The sequence below is a fragment of the Nostoc sp. genome (genome assembly GCF_036917235.1).
In the GTDB taxonomy this organism is placed as follows: domain Bacteria; phylum Cyanobacteriota; class Cyanobacteriia; order Cyanobacteriales; family Nostocaceae; genus Nostoc.
The window spans coordinates 77,251-94,244 of sequence record NZ_JBALDU010000030.1 but is presented as its reverse complement, the minus strand read 5'-3'; the positions used below and the strand labels follow the sequence as shown (position 1 = coordinate 94,244).

16 protein-coding genes are annotated in these 16,994 nt (G+C 41.7%); 7 read left to right on the top strand and 9 right to left on the bottom strand.

What is annotated here, in order from left to right; all coding sequences use genetic code 11:
• The first annotated feature begins 697 nt into the window (after window positions 1–697).
• The gene (locus tag V7K44_RS09855) at window positions 698–1,069 is read left to right on the top strand and encodes a DUF2237 family protein (protein ID WP_334930981.1); all 372 of its coding nucleotides are present in this window, start codon (window positions 698–700) and stop codon (window positions 1,067–1,069) included.
• 80 nt (window positions 1,070–1,149) lie between these two features.
• Here V7K44_RS09855 and V7K44_RS09850 read toward each other — a convergent pair whose 3' ends face one another.
• From V7K44_RS09850 to V7K44_RS09830, 5 genes are all read right to left on the bottom strand, one after another.
• Entirely contained in the window at window positions 1,150–3,378 is a 2,229-nt protein-coding gene (locus V7K44_RS09850) for a hybrid sensor histidine kinase/response regulator (protein ID WP_334930979.1), read from the bottom strand.
• A gap of 4 nt (window positions 3,379–3,382) precedes the next feature.
• Window positions 3,383–3,955 carry a chemotaxis protein CheB gene (locus tag V7K44_RS09845; RefSeq protein WP_334930977.1) on the bottom strand — a complete coding sequence of 191 codons (573 nt, stop codon included), beginning with the start codon at window positions 3,953–3,955 and terminating at the stop codon, window positions 3,383–3,385.
• Window positions 3,956–4,019: 64 nt separating this feature from the next.
• Window positions 4,020–4,883 (bottom strand): metal ABC transporter permease, encoded by an 864-nt coding sequence (locus V7K44_RS09840; RefSeq protein WP_334728224.1) that lies wholly within the window; start codon window positions 4,881–4,883, stop codon window positions 4,020–4,022.
• A 45-nt stretch (window positions 4,884–4,928) separates the two neighbouring features.
• Window positions 4,929–5,708 carry a metal ABC transporter ATP-binding protein gene (locus V7K44_RS09835; protein ID WP_334930975.1) on the bottom strand — a complete coding sequence of 260 codons (780 nt, stop codon included), beginning with the start codon at window positions 5,706–5,708 and terminating at the stop codon, window positions 4,929–4,931.
• 150 nt (window positions 5,709–5,858) lie between these two features.
• Window positions 5,859–6,857 (bottom strand): metal ABC transporter substrate-binding protein, encoded by a 999-nt coding sequence (locus V7K44_RS09830; RefSeq protein ID WP_334930973.1) that lies wholly within the window; start codon window positions 6,855–6,857, stop codon window positions 5,859–5,861.
• 793 nt (window positions 6,858–7,650) lie between these two features.
• On the opposite strand from V7K44_RS09830, the gene V7K44_RS09825 reads away from it, so the two are divergent.
• The 5 genes from V7K44_RS09825 to V7K44_RS09805 all read left to right on the top strand — a co-directional run bounded on the left by V7K44_RS09825 (window position 7,651) and on the right by V7K44_RS09805 (window position 12,197).
• Window positions 7,651–8,151 (top strand): DUF2231 domain-containing protein, encoded by a 501-nt coding sequence (locus V7K44_RS09825; RefSeq protein WP_334930971.1) that lies wholly within the window; start codon window positions 7,651–7,653, stop codon window positions 8,149–8,151.
• Entirely contained in the window at window positions 8,148–8,765 is a 618-nt protein-coding gene (locus V7K44_RS09820) for a DUF2231 domain-containing protein (protein ID WP_334930969.1), read from the top strand. Before V7K44_RS09825 ends, V7K44_RS09820 begins: the two co-directional genes overlap by 4 nt.
• 102 nt (window positions 8,766–8,867) lie before the next feature.
• The gene (locus V7K44_RS09815) at window positions 8,868–9,782 is read left to right on the top strand and encodes a cytochrome c oxidase subunit II (protein WP_334930967.1); all 915 of its coding nucleotides are present in this window, start codon (window positions 8,868–8,870) and stop codon (window positions 9,780–9,782) included.
• 13 nt (window positions 9,783–9,795) lie between these two features.
• Window positions 9,796–11,457, top strand: coding sequence for a cytochrome c oxidase subunit I (gene ctaD / locus V7K44_RS09810; RefSeq protein WP_334930965.1), 1,662 nt, complete (start codon window positions 9,796–9,798; stop codon window positions 11,455–11,457).
• Window positions 11,458–11,594: 137 nt separating this feature from the next.
• Window positions 11,595–12,197, top strand: coding sequence for a cytochrome c oxidase subunit 3 (locus V7K44_RS09805; protein ID WP_334842311.1), 603 nt, complete (start codon window positions 11,595–11,597; stop codon window positions 12,195–12,197).
• Window positions 12,198–12,301: 104 nt separating this feature from the next.
• Here V7K44_RS09805 and V7K44_RS09800 read toward each other — a convergent pair whose 3' ends face one another.
• The 3 genes from V7K44_RS09800 to V7K44_RS09790 form a co-directional block, all read right to left on the bottom strand.
• The gene (locus tag V7K44_RS09800; RefSeq protein WP_292723666.1) at window positions 12,302–12,898 is read right to left on the bottom strand and encodes a hypothetical protein; all 597 of its coding nucleotides are present in this window, start codon (window positions 12,896–12,898) and stop codon (window positions 12,302–12,304) included.
• Window positions 12,899–13,100: 202 nt separating this feature from the next.
• Window positions 13,101–14,453, bottom strand: coding sequence for a helix-hairpin-helix domain-containing protein (locus V7K44_RS09795; RefSeq protein WP_334930962.1), 1,353 nt, complete (start codon window positions 14,451–14,453; stop codon window positions 13,101–13,103).
• 226 nt (window positions 14,454–14,679) lie between these two features.
• Window positions 14,680–14,805, bottom strand: a complete 126-nt coding sequence (locus tag V7K44_RS09790) for a hypothetical protein (protein WP_334930960.1) — start codon at window positions 14,803–14,805, stop codon at window positions 14,680–14,682.
• Here V7K44_RS09790 and gatA point away from each other — a divergent pair.
• Window positions 14,804–16,264, top strand: coding sequence for an Asp-tRNA(Asn)/Glu-tRNA(Gln) amidotransferase subunit GatA (gene gatA, locus V7K44_RS09785; protein WP_334930958.1), 1,461 nt, complete (start codon window positions 14,804–14,806; stop codon window positions 16,262–16,264). The genes V7K44_RS09790 and gatA overlap by 2 nt on opposite strands.
• A gap of 105 nt (window positions 16,265–16,369) precedes the next feature.
• Here the strand turns inward: gatA and V7K44_RS09780 are convergent, their stop codons facing one another.
• Window positions 16,370–16,834, bottom strand: a complete 465-nt coding sequence (locus V7K44_RS09780; protein ID WP_334930956.1) for a helix-turn-helix domain-containing protein — start codon at window positions 16,832–16,834, stop codon at window positions 16,370–16,372.
• Window positions 16,835–16,994 lie beyond the last annotated feature (160 nt).

Sequence of the window (16,994 nt, the reverse complement as noted above, 5' to 3'; positions counted from 1 at the left end):
TGAATCAGGCGGTCTTGTCTTTGCCTGTGAAACTACTTTACACTGCTTTACATTTTTTAATCAACTTTTATTACTTCAGTAAAGCTGATGTAAGTCATTAGGTTTACTTATTTAAAAGCAAACAACGAGGTAGGAATACGCCGAAGCTCTCTTTTATATACCATCAAAGTAATGTGGCTGTTTAAAATCGGTGTCTGATTTGTGTCTACGATTGCTCAACGGGAGTAACCCTCTACTCGCGCAGCCTTTCGTAGAAAAGGGAACAAGAAATTCTGATGTCGTAGGCTACAAGTATTATTTGCTTAACTTATCTGGGAATAATAGCTTTGTATATTACCGCTATTCTAAAAAAATTAACCCTTAGCTTACCACTGAGGGCTTTTTTTGTTTGGCAAAATGGCATATCTGTAAATTAGAGGGTTGCTATGGTATTTGAGTAGGATACATTCCATGCGAAAAGTACTGACTTGCATTACCCCTGGTAGTTAGCCAGGGGTTTTATTTTTTATTTAAACTGAGAGCGATCGCTCTTACAATATTCTGCTGAGAGATTTATTTTTAGCGATTTTGAGATAAGTAATTTTAGAATTTCTTGCTTTTGGGAATTAATTAGCGATCGCGATTTTTATTTAACCAGGGAATTGACAATAAATATAAGCTTATATCAAGTGGAAAAATCAAGTACAACGAATTAACGATGACAGACGCTAAAAATGTAATCGATGGAAACCTAGAGGTTTGCTGTACTTCTCCCATGACTGGGTTTCACCGCGACGGTTTTTGTCGTACAGGTGGTCAGGATTTCGGGTCGCATGTCGTATGTGCCCAAGTGACATCAGAATTCCTGGAGTTCACCAAATCGCAGGGGAACGACCTCAGCACAGCTGTTCCTGATTTTAATTTTCCTGGATTGAAGCCTGGCGATCGCTGGTGTTTGTGTGCTTCTCGCTGGCAAGAAGCTCTAGAAGCTGGCGTCGCTCCACCCGTCATACTTTCAGCAACCCATGCTAGAGCTTTGGAAGTGGTTTCTCTAGACGATTTGAAAAAATATGCTCTAACTTCGTCTTGATTGGACATTGGGCATTGCTTAATTCTCGTTGTTCCCAGTCCCCAGTCCCCAATCCCCAGTCCCCAGTCCCCAGCCCCCAATCAACTCACTGGAATTTCCAAAGGCAGTTCTAATATATTGGCAACCGCAGCAATCAATTTATTGGGGTCAATTGGCTTAGATAAATGCTGCTGAAACCCTGCTGAAAGGGCTTTCAATCGGTCTTCCTCTCGCGTGTATGCTGTTAAAGCGATCGCAGGGATGCGTCCGCCTTTTTCTGGTTCTAAAGAGCGCAGTTTCCTAATCAGTGTATAACCATCTTGCTCTGACATACCGATGTCGCTAATCACGATATCTGGTTTTGCTTGTTCAAGTACTACTAGGGCTTCATCAACTGATCCTACCGCAGTGGCAAAAGCCCCATACTCCTCAAACATAAAACTGAGAAAGTTACGGGTATCTGTTTCATCATCTACAACTAAAACCCTTAATCCAGCAAGGGGTGTCGATGGCACAGAGGAAGAAGTTTCTCTTGTCGCTTCTCTACTCGTCCTGCCACCCCTATTGTCTTGTAGCAGTGGTAGTCTCACAGTAAAGGTTGCTCCTTGTCCACTACCTAAACTTTGAGCAAAGATTGTACCCTTGTGCAGTTCCACTAAATGACGGACGATCGCTAATCCTAGTCCTAATCCATTGTGCGATCGCGTTGTGGTACTGTCTGCTTGCCGAAAACGCTCAAATACTTTGGGTAAAAACTCGGAACTGATACCAATGCCTGTATCGATAACTTGAATTTGGGCGTACTGAGATTTTGAATTTTGAGATTTTGCGGAAAGTTTAATACTCGGCTCCCAACCATCAGAATTTTCCAAGACAGATTTTAGATTATTGCTTTCTTCAGTGTTTGAAGAGTCTAAATTTTCACTATGAGATTCAAATCCAAAATTGTTCGACTGGGTTGTACTGAGGCTTGTGGAAGTAGCGCTCACATCAAAGTCTGAAATCGAAAATCCAAAATGCTTTGATAACCTAACCTCTACCCTACCGCCTTTAGGGGTAAACTTTATTGCATTAGTTAGTAGGTTCCAGACAATTTGCTGTAGACGGGCTGGATCGCCATATACTGACCCGATCGAAGTATCCAGCACAGTATTTAATTGAATATCTTTTGGCTCTGCTAGGGGACGAACTGCCTCTAAAGCTGCCTCCATCACCGAGAGCAAATTTACCGCAGATACATTTAACCGCAACTGACCACGGATAATCCGAGATACATCCAAGATATCCTCAATTAGTTGCATCTGAGATATGGCGTTGCGTTCGATCGCCTCCAAAGCGCGGGAAGTGGCTTTTTCGTCAAGTTTCTTGGCGCGGAGGATTTTTGACCAGCCCAGCATTGAGGTTAGAGGCGTGCGGAGTTCGTGAGAGAGAACAGCTAGAAACTCATCTTTCATCCGATTAGCAGCTTCTGCTTCCTGTCTTGCCGTTTGTTCGCGAATCACTTGAGCGCGGACTTCTTCTGCTTGCTTGCGTTCGGTAATATCTTCGAGAGTGCCGACATAACCCAACAAGTCTCCTTGACTGGAAAGCATCGGTGATGAGCGGACTTGAACCCAACGAATGTTATTGTGAGCAGCTTGAAAGCGAAATTCTTCTGAGTATTCCCGACCTTCACAAATGTAAGCAGACCAACTAGCGATCGCTCGTTCTTTATCTTCTGAATGAACGGATTCTAGCCATTTGTTTTCTAAACTCTCTGCCGCTTTCAAGCCACAAATTGCCTGATAGCGGGGATTAGTATATTTACAGTCGCCTTCGGTATCAGTTTCAAATATGCCAACGGGTGAGCAGGTACTTAGCGATCGGAATCGTTCTTCACTTTGCCTGAGTTCAGTATTCACAGCTACTAGCTGCGCTGTTTGTTGCTTGACGGCTTCTGTTTTCTTAAATAGTTCCACAAATACTGTGACTTTAGAAGTCAAAATATTGGGGTCTAGTGGTTTGAGCAGATAATCAACAGCACCCAAGGCATAACCTTTAAACAGCATTTGGTCGCTGGTGCTAAAGGCAGTAAGAAAGATAATTGGAGTGTGACGCGATCGCCCCCGATTCCGAATTAAGGTAGCAGTTTCAAAGCCATCCATCCCAGGCATTTGTACATCCAGCAAAATCACTGCAAAGTCTTGATGCAGCAGACACCTCAAAGCTTCTTCCCCAGAAGTAGCTCTCACCAGATTCTCCCCTAGTTTTTCTAGGATTGCCTCTAGTGCCAGCAAATTTTCTAGTTTATCATCTACTAGGAGGATGTTGACTTTGGGTTCCATCTGCATCGGTTTATTTCTGTGATGATTGACAAAGCTTGACCATCTGGGAAGCAATGTTTGAGAGTGTCAAAATCCAGTCTACTGTAACAGCAGAAATTGCTGCTTCTGGCATAATATCGCTCTCCGCTGTGGCAGGTTCTTGTACAATAGTAATTCCTCCACGCGCTTTTATTTTCTTAAGACCTTGCATACCATCTTGGTTTGCTCCTGTCAATATTACACCAATAACTTGCTCTGTGTAGACATCGGCTGCCGACTCAAATAGCACATCGATAGATGGTCTAGCATAAGAAACAGGCTCATCAGTCGAGAGGGCAAAGTGACCTAGTTCAACCAGTAAGTGGTAATCTGCTGGGGCTAAGTAGATATGTCCCGGTAGTATTTCGTCCTTGTCTTCCACTTCGCGAATTTTCAACAAAGTGGATTCTTGTAATAAATTCTGGAGTGTATTGCTAGACTCTTTGTGACGGTGTTGCACGATCGCGATCGGTACAAGGAAGTCTGCTGGTAAATTGCCCAAGACGATTTTCAATGCTGATAATCCGCCTAAAGAAGTACCAATTACCACAATTTTAAACGACACTTGTTTCGCCCTCACACCTATGGAATGGGGGTTATGTAAATAGCAAAGGGTATTTCATACTGAATCAGTCAGTGTTTTCCTGCTTCTTTGCTCTTACCAGTAACCCATGTTTAGGTGCAAAAATCATTGCTATGACAAACAATAAGGTTTGCAACACCACTATACAACCCCCTGTTGCACCATCGATATGATAGCTGATGTAAGTCCCCATAACACTAGAAAATACGCCCGATGCCATTGCAATTAGTATCATGTGGTCGAAACGGTCTGTTAATAAGTAAGCCGTTGCTCCCGGAGTAACTAACATAGCTACAACCAGAATAATTCCCACTGTTTGGAGTCCGGCAACAGCAGTTAAAGAGAGTAATGATAGTAAAATATAGTGCAGTACTCCTGTGTTCAAGCCGATGGAACGTGCATGAGTGGGGTCAAAACAAAATAATAGTAGGTCTTTGCGTAAAACAGCTATTGTTACTAAAGTAATTACGCTAATAATCACCGTTTGGATGATATCTTCATTAGAAATACCCAAGACATTCCCAAACAAAATGTGCGTCAAGTCTACGCTGCTGGGAGTTTTGGAAACTAGTACCAAACCCAGAGCAAAAAATCCTGTAAATACAAGTCCGATGACAGTATCTTCCTTAATTCTCGTCTTCGCTTTGATATAACCGATCGCAATAACTGAACCTACTCCAAAGACAAAAGCGCCCACAGCAAAAGGAATATTTAAAACATAAGCAATTACTACCCCAGGCATTACTGCATGGGAAACAGCATCTCCCATTAATGCCCAACCTTTGAGGGTCATAAAACAAGATAAAACAGAACAGACTACCCCAACTAAGGCACTTACACAAATTGCCTTCACCATGAATTCATGCTGTAGGGGTGTGGTTAACCAGTCTAAGAATGCGAGAGTATTCATATTTTTATAACTCTAATCCAAGCAATATCCATTAAAAATTATCAATCAATCAGATTCATTTTGATTTCCACGGATTATCTGACTTTTTTTGAAGGATAAATCTCCGAGAGAACCGCCAAAAGTGCGTGATAGATTTTCTTCTGTAAAGACTTCGGATGTATCACCATAAGCTAAAATAGTACGATTAATGAGTACTACTTGGTCACAAAAAGTGGTGATAGATGCTAAATCATGGGTAGAAATTAAAATTGTATGACCTTCTTCTCGCAATTCCAGCAATAAGTCAATCATCGCTTTTTCTGTTTTGATATCTACCCCAGTAAAAGGTTCATCTAATAGTAAAACTGTTCCCTGTTGTGCTAAAGCACGGGCGAGAAAGGCACGTTTTTTCTGTCCCCCAGAGAGTTCTCCAATTTGGCGATCGCGCATTGACCACATTTGCACTCTTTCCAGACTCTCCCTCACCACTCTTTGATCATTCGCCGACGGAATTCGTAGTATATTCATGTATCCGTAGCGACCCATCATCACCACATCATGGACACTTACTGGAAAATTCCAGTCCACCTCTTCCGACTGTGGTACATAAGCCACCAAGCTTTTTTTCTGTACAGCTTTTATGGGTAAACCATTAATCAAAACCCGTCCTGTAACTGGCTTCAAAAAACCCATAATCGCCTTAAACAGGGTTGATTTACCACTACCATTCATCCCCACTAAACCACTGATTGAACCTGCTTGAATTTGCAAAGAAGCACCATGTAAAGCAACTTTGCCGTGGTAAGCAACTGTCAGATTTTCGACATCAATACTAATAGATTTCACTAAAAATCACCTCTAAGATTAATAAGTATTTTGTAGTGAGCAGTTCTAGCCCTCTTTGCAAAGACTTAACGTTTGTAAGAGGAAAAAACAGGACTAAAGTCCTTACTACAAGCTAATTTTAAATAATTAAATTTATTCTTGCATACTTGCTCACTTTTCCTCTAATCCCTGAGTTAGAGTATTAATATTAAGTTCTAGCAACTTGAGATAAGTTGGTGCTGGCCCATTCGCTGGAGAGAGGGAATCAACATAAAACACTCCACCAAACCTTGCTCCCGATTCTCTAGCTACCTGACGTTGCGCTCCATCATTGACTGTACTTTCACAGAAAACTACAGGTATTTTATTTTTTTTAACTATATCAATGACTTTTTCTAGCTGTTTGGGAGTAGCTTGTTGTTCAGAGTTGACTGCCCAGAGATAAGCTTCTTTCAAGCCATAATCGCGGGTGACGTATGAGAAAGCGCCTTCACAGCTTACCATGTAGCGCTTGTCTGCTGGAACTACCGACACGGCTTTTCGCAGTTTCTCATCAACTTCCTTAATTTTTTGGCTGTATGCTTTGGCATTGGTGTTATAAGTCTCTGCATTCGCTGAGTCCAAATTAACCAATGCCTTACGAATATTCTCTACGTAAATCAAGGCATTTTCTGGTGACATCCAAGCATGGGGATTAGGTTTCCCTTTGTAGGCATCCTCCGTAATTTCAACAGGCTTAATTCCCTCACTTAGGGTAATGTGAGGTACATTAGGAACGCTGTTATACAATTTCTGTGCCCAACGCTCTAAATTCAGACCATTATTCAAAATTAGGTCTGCTTTTTGCGCCCTCACCAAATCGCTAGGAGTTGGTTCATAACCATGAATTTCCGCCCCTGGTTTGGTCAAAGATTCAACAATCGCCTTGTCTCCTGCCACGTTTTGCGCCATATCTGCAATGACTGTAAAGGTGGTAAGAACTACTTTTTTACCTTTTTTATCTAGGTTGGTGTTAGTTGTGCCTGGGTTTGGAGTTAACTGTGGTTGAGAATTGGATGTTGACGGGTTACACCCACTCAAACACAGTCCCAATAGCAGCACAGACGCTACAACCAATTTTTGTCCGTGCTGCGGTAGTTGCATCTGAAAGTTATTGATATTAAATCTCATTATAGTAATTTCATAATCTTCTCACTTTTGTCTCACTGTAGCAGAAGTAAGTTAAAAATGAAAGAATTATGAAAAGAATATCAGAGAAAAAAAGCCAACCTGTTGCAATAAACTATATTTCTGAGTTCTGACTTAACCTTGATTTCTGACTTTTCTTTTTTTAAGGAGCTTTTTGAGTAGTTCAAATATTTTTGTTATTTGCATCACAAACCAATATTTTATTATTGTGAAATACCTTACAGACAAATATTCTATTTCGAGTTTTTTATATTTAAAAAAGTGCAAAAATAAACACATTTTAAAAATACTTTTTTGTTTATAGACTAACTTTTAAAAGTTTAATATTTATTGTTTTGACAATTCATAAAAATTTACTTAAGCTAAAGGATAGGTTAAGCAAATCAACAAACGACAGCGATTTGATTTAGCTACATCAAGAATTGCTGTTGCAGACTATTGGCATAAGGAAATGAATCAAAACAAAAATTATTCCATGTAGGCAATTTAACCAAATTTGGCTACAAAAAGCTAAGACATGATTAAGCGTATTGAACCGCGCAGATATTGAACAGAATTCGATCAATTATGGATGGATACTTGTGGTGATATTAGTGAGTGTCCATCAATTATTGAAGTTTGACTGGCGATTTTCGATTTTTGATTAGGGTCTTCTAGTTTATATCTCGTCTGGGACGGAATAAATCTAAAAGACACTCGCTAAGACTGCGCGATCGCCAATCCAAAATCCAAAATTTATTGACCATAGTGCGGTAGATATGTCCAGGAGAAGACGATGATTGAGTATTTGACATCCTTGAACGACCACAATTTGCCCTATCCAGATACGATTCATCCCATCGTTGTCCACTTCGTAATTGCGATGGTGTTGTTTTCCTTCTTCTGCGATGTAATTGGCTATTTTACTGGTAAATCCGGTCTTTTTGAGGTGAGTTGGTGGAATATGTTAGTTGCCACGATCGCCATCTTCGTCGCGATTATTTTTGGTCAGTTTGAAGCAGGGTTAGCACAGCCTTACAGCCTAGCTAAATCGGTGCTGAATTTGCATACGTTAATTGGTTGGTCGCTTTCGGGAATTATCACAGCGATTACAGCTTGGCGTTATGTAATTCGTGCCCGTAACCCGAAAAAAGTACCGATTTATTATTTGGGAGCGGGGCTAGTTTTAACCTTAATAGTTGGCTTACAAGTATATCTCGGAGATGAACTTGTTTGGGTGTATGGATTGCATACCGTGCCAGTTGTGGAAGCAGTAAAGGATGGTGTGTTGCGATGAACTCAGAATTGATTAACCAATTAACCGACTCTCTAGGCCCAAACGGATTACCTTACACAATTCCGATTCATCCCAACTTAGTGCATCTGACAATAGGTTTGTTCATCATTGCGATGACCTTTGATATTGTTGGTGTTCTGTTCCCCTTTGAAAAGTGGGTCTTCAAATTTTTGGCAATTACTGTCGAACGTGACAACTTATTTGCTGTTGGCTGGTACAACATGTTAGCTGCCAGCATCATCACATTTTTCACGGTAGGAGCAGGCTTTTACGAAATGTTGTTGGCAGCACCACCAGCTGATATGAAGAGTGCCTGGGGATTGCAGGCAATGGAAACTATGCTTTGGCATGGTGTGGGAGGCGTATTCTTATTAGCGCTGATTGTTGGTATGACCATCTGGAGAGCATGGCAGCGCTTCATTTGGGGCAAACAAGAATATAAACAGACAGATAGAGAAGTGCAATGGATCTATCTGTTCGCAGGCATAGCAATCATGTTCATTCTGTACATCCACGGCACACTAGGAGCGCAATTAGCCGCCGAATTTGGCGTACACAATACAGCAGATAATTTGCTGCGATCGCACCAAGACCTCAATACAACACTCAAGTAAGTTATTTGTCCTTAGTCCTTAGTCCTTAGTCCTTAGTCATTTGTCCTTTGACTAATACCCAATGCCCCATGCCCAATTCCCAATGCCCAATAACCAAAGACCATGAAAATCCAGAAGATTTTAAATATTTTGACGCTGCTTACAGGCGCGATCGCAGTGACTTCTCTGAGTCTCTGGATCGGCAAGCAGTCTTACTCTTGGCTTCCTCCCCAAGCAGCAGCCGAATCCCTACTCATTGATGATTTGATTAGCTTCTTAGTAACCCTCGGTGCTTTCATCTTCTTGGGAGTAACAAGTACTCTGATGTATTCTGTCATCTTCCATCGGGCAGTCAAAGATGACTTCACTGACGGCCCCCCGATTGAAGGTAATATCACCTTAGAAGTTGTCTGGACAGCAATCCCAATTCTCTTGGTGTTTTGGATTGCAACCTACAGCTACCAAGTTTACGAACAAATGGGAATTCAAGGCCCATCGGAAATAGTTCACTTGCATAATCCGCTGGCAATGGAATCAGCTTATGCAGCACCAGCTAAGACTTTGGCAGAACCCGTTGAAAAAATCGACGTACTAGCTAAACAGTGGGCGTGGGTTTTTCATTACCCAGAAAGAGATATTACCAGTACCGAATTGCATTTACCAAGCGATCGCCGGATACGTTTAGCATTGAAATCACAAGACGTTCTCCACGGCTTCTATATTCCTGCATTCCGCCTCAAGCAGGATATTATCCCTAACCACGCGATCGACTTTGAATTTACTCCCATCCGCCCCGGACAATACCGATTAACCGATTCTCAATATAGCGGTACATACTTTGCCACGATGCAAGCGAATGTAGTCGTCGAATCTCCTGAAGATTATCAGCAGTGGCTAGCCCAAGCTGCAACTCAAAAGCCATCCCCAGCAAAGAATCAAGCGGCTGCTGAGTATGCTCAAACATCCCATCAATCAGTCCAAACAGGTTGGGTTACAGTTCCACCTGCTGCACCTCCTCTAGTCAATTCACCTGGTTGAAAGGAAAGTAACCATGACTAATGTTCCTATTGAAGGTATTCTTCTCCCTGATGAGAAGCATAACCACGAATCTCCGAGTAGCTGGAAAGAATACTTCAGCTTTAGTACCGATCATAAAGTTATTGGTATCCAGTATCTCGTTACCTCATTCTTCTTCTTTCTCGTCGGCGGTATCTTTGCGATGGTGATGCGGGGAGAACTGATGACACCCGAATCAGATTTAGTCGATCGCACCGTCTACAACGGAATGTTCACCATGCACGGCACTGTGATGCTGTTCTTGTGGACATTTCCCTCACTGGTTGGTTTTGCCAACTATCTAGTACCCCTGATGATTGGGGCGCGAGATATGGCATTTCCTCGTCTCAACGCCGTCGCCTTTTGGATGGTGCCAGTAGTTGGGATTTTGATGATGGGTAGCTTCTTCGTCCCTGGAGGCCCAGCCCAAGCCGGTTGGTGGTCTTACCCGCCAGTCAGTCTCCAGAATCCCACAGGTAACTTAATTAATGGTCAAGTTCTCTGGCTGTTAGCAGTGGCAATATCCGGCGTATCCTCGATTATGGGGGCAGTGAACTTTGTCACCACAATCGTCAAGATGCGGGCCCCAGGCATGGGCTTCTTCAAAATGCCGTTGTTTGTCTGGGCAGTATTTAGCGCCCAAATCATCCAACTATTTGGACTTCCAGCACTGACAGCTGGTGCGGTGATGCTGCTACTTGACCTCACAGCAGGCACTGCCTTTTTTGATCCTGCCAAAGGTGGAAATCCAGTAATGTTCCAGCATTACTTCTGGTTTTACTCCCACCCAGCCGTTTACGTGATTATTTTGCCTGTCTTCGGCATTTTCTCAGAAATTTTCCCAGTTTATTCACGTAAACCCTTATTTGGTTACAAAGTAGTTGCCGTTTCATCCATCTTGATTGCCGTAGTTAGCGGCATTGTTTGGGTACACCACATGTACGTCAGCGGTACTCCTGGCTGGATGCGGTTGATTTTCATGCTGACAACGATGTGCGTGTCTGTCCCCACAGGAATTAAAGTATTTGCTTGGGTGGCAACGATTTGGGGAGGTAAACTGCGGCTAAATACCGCTATGCTGTTTGCCTTGGGCGGATTAATCATGTTTGTGTTCGCAGGAATCACAGGCATTATGCTTTCTTCCGTGCCCGTTGATGTCCACGTTAACAATACCTACTTTGTAGTCGGACACTTCCACTACGTTCTCTACGGCACCGTGACGATGGGCTTATTTGCAGCCATCTATCACTGGTTCCCCAAAATGACTGGAAGGATGTACTCCGAAAGCTGGGGTAAAATCCACTTTTGGTTAGCCTTCATCGGCACCAACCTCAACTTTTTGCCCATGCACCCCTTGGGATTGCAAGGAATGTTACGCCGAGTTGCTTCCTACGCCCCAGAGTACCAATTCTGGAACATCATCGCCAGCCTCGGTGGATTTCTCTTAGGAATGTCCACCTTGCCCTTCATATTCAACATGGTGATTTCTTGGATGCAAGGCGAGAAAGCACCCGCTAACCCTTGGCGAGCAATCGGACTAGAGTGGTTAGTTTCTTCACCCCCCCCAGTAGAAAACTTTGAAGAAACTCCCATCATCATCTCCGAACCCTACGGCTACGGCAAATCAGAACCCTTAACAGCCAACCTCCCAGAATAAACACAAACTATCGGGAAGACGCAAAAACCCTCCGCGTACCTCTGCGCTTCCCTCCGCGATGGCAGTCGCTCATGGGGGAGACCCCCAAGACCGCGCTGCCTCTCCTTTGCGTTTCAAACTCCCCCTCAAAAACCAAAATGGACAGCTATATCAATTCCCACGAATTGCCCCACACAGCCGCAGAACATACCCACGACGAAGAAGGCAACAAAATGTTTGGCTTCATCGTCTTCCTCCTCTCAGAAAGCGTCATTTTCTTAAGTTTTTTCGCTGGATATGCCATCTACAAAACAACAACACCTAACTGGCTACCAGCAGGTGTTTCTGGACTAGAAATAAAAGAACCAGCAATCAACACAGTAATTCTTGTTGCTAGTAGCTTTGTAATTTACTTAGCAGAACGCGCCCTTCAACGCCACGACTTAGTAAAATATCGCCTGTTTCTATTGGCAACAATGGCAATGGGAACTTACTTTTTAGTTGGCCAAGCGATTGAATGGAACGGCCTCGCCTTTGGTTTCACCTCCGGGGTATTTGGTGGAACCTTCTATCTACTTACAGGCTTCCACGGTTTGCACGTTTTTACAGGTATCCTGTTGCAGTTAATAATTTTGATCCGTTCTTTCATCCCTGGAAACTACGACACAGGTCACTTCGGCGTCAATGCAACTTCATTGTTTTGGCACTTCGTCGATGTTATCTGGATTATTTTGTTTGTCCTTATCTATGTTTGGCAGTAAAGATTGATGGGAAGGAAAACCCAGATAATATCTCTGGGTTGGTGTATGTGGCATTGTTAATGACTTTTATGCCCCATACACCATTCACTGTAATGGGTCTTAGTTCAACCTTTTAAATTAACCTTCTCCTCAAACTTTGACCCATCTTGATGAGATAAAAATTTTTCACTACTGTGATAACTTCTTCGCCATTGTTCGAGCTTATCTATAGATATTGATTTGGATGTGACATTCACACCATTTCCTCGCCAAGCAACTTCTGCATCTGTTGTGAAAACCCCGCACTCTAATTGATCTAGCCTCATATTCCAATATTCGCTAAATCGACCTTTTAAAGTAATAACTTGCTCAAATACCTTATTTCTATGCTTATTTCTTCTTTTTCGTTCTGTTGCTCCAGTTGCTTCTGTATCAATAAACTTAGTTTCAATTAAAAACAAACTACCTTTAAAGGTTAGAAAGACAAAATCACATTTTCCTAAATCTGTATAGTCTGAAATTGGAGACTTTTCAAACAACAGCAATTCAGCGCACGAGGGAAACAATTCTTTAATATTCAGAAATAAATAAGCTTGCAATAGAAGTTCCTTATCATAAGGAAACAAGATTACTCCTTCAAAAAATTTTTGAATGTCATCGTGAGTTTGGGGTTGAATTTTTTTACAGTATGAAACAAATCTATGTAGCTCGTTGACGATCATCAAGTTCTAACTCCTTCCCCCGATCGCAGCCTTAAGGGTCTTAGCATAAAAAGATACCACTCCCTCAAAGAAATTATCATCAGCATAAGTAACTAAAAAAACGATTAAAATCCTCAATACTTAAGACAATTTACTGTTGACAGTTTAATAAAACTAATTTTCAAGCTGCTTTTCAGTATTGGTGGATTTTTTACACCTGGCCTCAGCTACCAGTCAGCGATTTTATATGAGCAGGAAAACTGGCATTTTGCAAAGCTTGAACAGTTATTCGAGAATCTTGTACGCAAAATTGCCAACCTAAGCGAACAAGTTTACGAGAAGTTTCAGTTTGAATAATTCCAATCACTGGCATTTTTGCCTTTTCTTTGTCTACTGAATGCTCTTGCAAAATTGTTTTCAAGCGATGTAAATCTTCCATGTTACCTGCTTGCTGGGGATTTAATTCCACCATCACCATTTGTACTGTTTCTACTGGTTCTGCATCTTCAAGAATAAATTGAGTTTGCTCATCACGTCGATCTACTTTTCCCCAAATAATCAATCTAGTATCAACTTGGAGTATGGAACTAATGCGTTCATAAGTTTTCGGAAAAACTACAGCTTCTGATTGTGTAGTGAGGTCTTCTATTTGCAAGATTGCCATCTGATCGCCTTTTTTTGTCACCACTTTTTTGACGTTATTTAACATCACAACTGCACAAAGCCTTGTTTCTTCTCTTTGATCTGCTAGTTGCGAAAGGTTAATTGGTGTCAAAAGTGGTGCTATTTGCCGTAAAGATTTTAGGGGATGATCTGATACATAAAAGCCTAATAATTCTTTCTCCTTTTGCAACTTTTCCTGGGCGGTAAAATCCATTATAGGTTTAGATTTTGGAGCAGTTTCAAAGGCATTACTTGCTCTTTTATTCTGAGTTGCAGAAAAGCCGTCGCCCAATAAATCAAATAGATTCCCTTGACCACTAGCTCTATCTTTTGCACGAGATTGTGCCCAATCATACACTAATTCTGAGTCGTTAATTAACTGTTGACGGTTGGATTCAATTTTGTCAAAAGCTCCACAGTAAATCAACGACTCCAGAGTTCGGCGGTTAACAGCACGCAAATCCACGCGATCGCAAAAATCAGCTAGTGATTTAAATTCTCCTGTCTCATTTCTCGCCTCCAAAATACAAGCGATCGCATTTTGTCCCACGTTACGCACTGCCGAAAATCCAAACAGAATCTTGCCTGCCGTCGGTGTAAAATCAACACCAGAACGATTAATATCTGGCGGATCTATGGAAATCCCCATATTTGTACAGTTAGTAATATATCGCTGTACCTTATCGGTATCACCACTGTTAGCCGTTAACAGAGCCGCCATATATTCCAATGGGTAATTAGCTTTTAAATATGCTGTTTGATAAGTTACATAACCATAGGCAGTGGAATGAGATTTATTGAAACAATTAGAAGCTATTAAGCCATTTCTTATCGTAAAATTATGGTCACGTTCAACCCCAATGTCATAAACATTTTGTTTGCCTAAATATTTACGTGTGGCTATTTTTATCATCCTACCTTACCTCGAAAAATTTTGTGTAATTGATAAAATTATGAAATTTGTAGTATTAATAAGGTTGTAATACAAAATTATATCACTAGAAAACACTGCTATACTCTTACACAAAAGTAGTCAATATAGATGAAAACTTTGGCAAACTATTCAATAGATGGTTGATAGCCATGTATTTGCTGTTTTTAAAAACATATTAAACACATTTCAATACATATTAATCCGCTTAGTCAGATGAATGGAGAATGGCAAGCAGAGGAGAATAACCAATGCCCAATACCCAATAACCAATACCCAATATCGACCAATATGTACTAGAATCAGTGACTTGAGTCACAAAGAGAGCAATCATGGCATCCATCCGCGAGTTGCACCAACAACTTATTAAAAAAGAACGTTCTGCCGTTGAAATTACCCAAGAAGCTTTAGAGCGCATTCAAGCGTTAGAGCCGAAATTACACAGCTTTTTATGTGTGACGGCAGATCGCGCATTAGAGCAGGCAGGTGCTGTGGATGCCAAAATTGCAGCAGGAGAAGAAATTGGGCTGCTAGCGGGCATTCCTGTGGGTATCAAGGACAATATGTGTACCAAGGGAGTTCCTACCACCTGCGCCTCTCGGATTTTAGAAAATTTTGTGCCGCCTTATGAATCAACGGCGACGCAAAAATTGGCAGATGCTGGGGCGGTAATGGTAGGCAAAACCAACTTGGATGAGTTTGCAATGGGTAGTTCCACAGAAAACTCTGCCTATCAAGTCACGGCTAATCCTTGGGATTTGTCACGAGTTCCAGGTGGTTCTTCTGGGGGTTCGGCGGCGGCGGTGTCGGCTCAAGAATGTGTAGTTGCTCTCGGTTCGGATACTGGCGGTTCGATTCGCCAACCTGCATCTTTTTGTGGTGTGGTGGGAATGAAACCCACTTATGGTTTGGTTTCTCGTTATGGTTTGGTGGCTTACGCTTCGTCTTTGGATCAAATTGGGCCATTTGGAAACACAGTAGAAGATGCCGCAATATTATTAAGTGCGATCGCAGGTTACGATCCCAAAGACTCTACTAGCCTAAAAGTTGCCATTCCCAACTATGCTGCTAGCTTAAAACCAAACTTCAAACCCAGAGGTCAGCTGAGAATTGGTATCATTAAAGAAACTTTTGGTGAAGGTTTAGACCCTGTAGTGGAACAAGCTGTTACCAAAGCAGTAGATCAACTACAAAGTTTGGGAGCCGAAATTCATATAATTTCCTGTCCCCGCTTTCGCTATGGCTTACCCACCTACTACATTATCGCCCCATCCGAAGCATCAGCAAACCTGGCTCGTTATGATGGCGTGAAATATGGGTATCGCGCTCCTGATGCCGATAATCTACTATCAATGTACACTCGTACCCGTGCCGCTGGTTTTGGTACAGAAGTAAAACGCCGGATTATGATTGGCACTTACGCCCTTTCGGCTGGCTATTATGACGCTTATTACCTGAAAGCTCAAAAAGTCCGTACTTTGATTAAGCAAGACTTTGAAAAGGCTTTTGGCGCTGTTGATGTGTTAGTTTGTCCCACATCTCCCACTACAGCATTCAAAGCAGGGGAAAAAACTACTGACCCCTTGAGTATGTATTTAACTGACTTGATGACTATTCCTGTAAATCTTGCTGGTTTACCTAGTTTAAGTTTGCCATGTGGTTTTGACGATCAAGGGCTACCGATAGGATTACAGCTAATTGGCAATGTTCTGCGAGAAGACCAATTATTTCAGGTAGCTTATGCTTATGAGCAATCTACTACTTGGCATCTGCGTAAACCGCAAATATCTTGAAAATTGTCATTTGTCATTGGTCATTTGTCATTGGTTCTTAACTCTTCTCCTCTACTCAGTAGAGACGCGATTAATCGCGTCTCTGCACTCTTCCTGATTTTTTGGTCATTTGTCAGTCTGATTACTGACTATTGACTGTTGATTATTATCTTCTGGAGTCAAGGATTCAGCTGTCAGCTGTGGATTAAGTATATGAAGAAGACCAGCAGATGCACCGACCAATAATAAAATATAGGTCAGAACAAGAGGTATGTATGTATTTTGTTTGTTGTCTGAATTGTGGTGAGCATTTTTAGAATCTTGACAGACAACATTGGTTATAAGGCTGTACGATAAAGCATTTCCATCCAGCCCTAAAGCATCTCCATAACGACGGATGAATCCTTGCAGAAAAATCGGCTCAGGCAATTCTTCAAATCGATCTTCTTCTAACGCTTGCAAAATACCTACTCGAAGCATTGTCTGAGAGGCTATTTCTTCTATGCGGATAGATTTTTCTTGTCTTACTTGTCGCAAGCGTGTGGTTATTTCCTTTAGTTGCTCTACTTGAGCTTCATTTAAGAGCGTCACAGTCTTCTCCTGTATGGGCTAATTCTACTATTCATTGAGAAGACTTCAATCCGCATACGTAATTTTACTGAATATTTGATTTTAGGATAATTTTTTTTGAGAATGGCTTAATCCTGGATTTTAAAATGCTATTCGAACTTCAGCTAAGTAAATTTTTAGT

What these genes read in the sequence shown, in the direction of transcription:
- ctaD (WP_334930965.1), top strand. Translation starts at nt 9,796, where the DNA reads ATGACTAATGTTCCTATTGAAGGTATTCTTCTCCCTGATGAGAAGCAT.
- V7K44_RS09840 (WP_334728224.1), bottom strand. Translation starts at nt 4,883, where the DNA reads ATGAATACTCTCGCATTCTTAGACTGGTTAACCACACCCCTACAGCAT.
- V7K44_RS09850 (WP_334930979.1), bottom strand. Translation starts at nt 3,378, where the DNA reads ATGCAGATGGAACCCAAAGTCAACATCCTCCTAGTAGATGATAAACTA.
- V7K44_RS09790 (WP_334930960.1), bottom strand. Translation starts at nt 14,805, where the DNA reads ATGATTGCTCTCTTTGTGACTCAAGTCACTGATTCTAGTACATATTGG.
- V7K44_RS09805 (WP_334842311.1), top strand. Translation starts at nt 11,595, where the DNA reads ATGGACAGCTATATCAATTCCCACGAATTGCCCCACACAGCCGCAGAA.
- V7K44_RS09800 (WP_292723666.1), bottom strand. Translation starts at nt 12,898, where the DNA reads ATGATCGTCAACGAGCTACATAGATTTGTTTCATACTGTAAAAAAATT.
- V7K44_RS09815 (WP_334930967.1), top strand. Translation starts at nt 8,868, where the DNA reads ATGAAAATCCAGAAGATTTTAAATATTTTGACGCTGCTTACAGGCGCG.
- V7K44_RS09820 (WP_334930969.1), top strand. Translation starts at nt 8,148, where the DNA reads ATGAACTCAGAATTGATTAACCAATTAACCGACTCTCTAGGCCCAAAC.
- V7K44_RS09825 (WP_334930971.1), top strand. Translation starts at nt 7,651, where the DNA reads ATGATTGAGTATTTGACATCCTTGAACGACCACAATTTGCCCTATCCA.
- V7K44_RS09795 (WP_334930962.1), bottom strand. Translation starts at nt 14,453, where the DNA reads ATGATAAAAATAGCCACACGTAAATATTTAGGCAAACAAAATGTTTAT.
- V7K44_RS09830 (WP_334930973.1), bottom strand. Translation starts at nt 6,857, where the DNA reads ATGAGATTTAATATCAATAACTTTCAGATGCAACTACCGCAGCACGGA.
- V7K44_RS09855 (WP_334930981.1), top strand. Translation starts at nt 698, where the DNA reads ATGACAGACGCTAAAAATGTAATCGATGGAAACCTAGAGGTTTGCTGT.
- gatA (WP_334930958.1), top strand. Translation starts at nt 14,804, where the DNA reads ATGGCATCCATCCGCGAGTTGCACCAACAACTTATTAAAAAAGAACGT.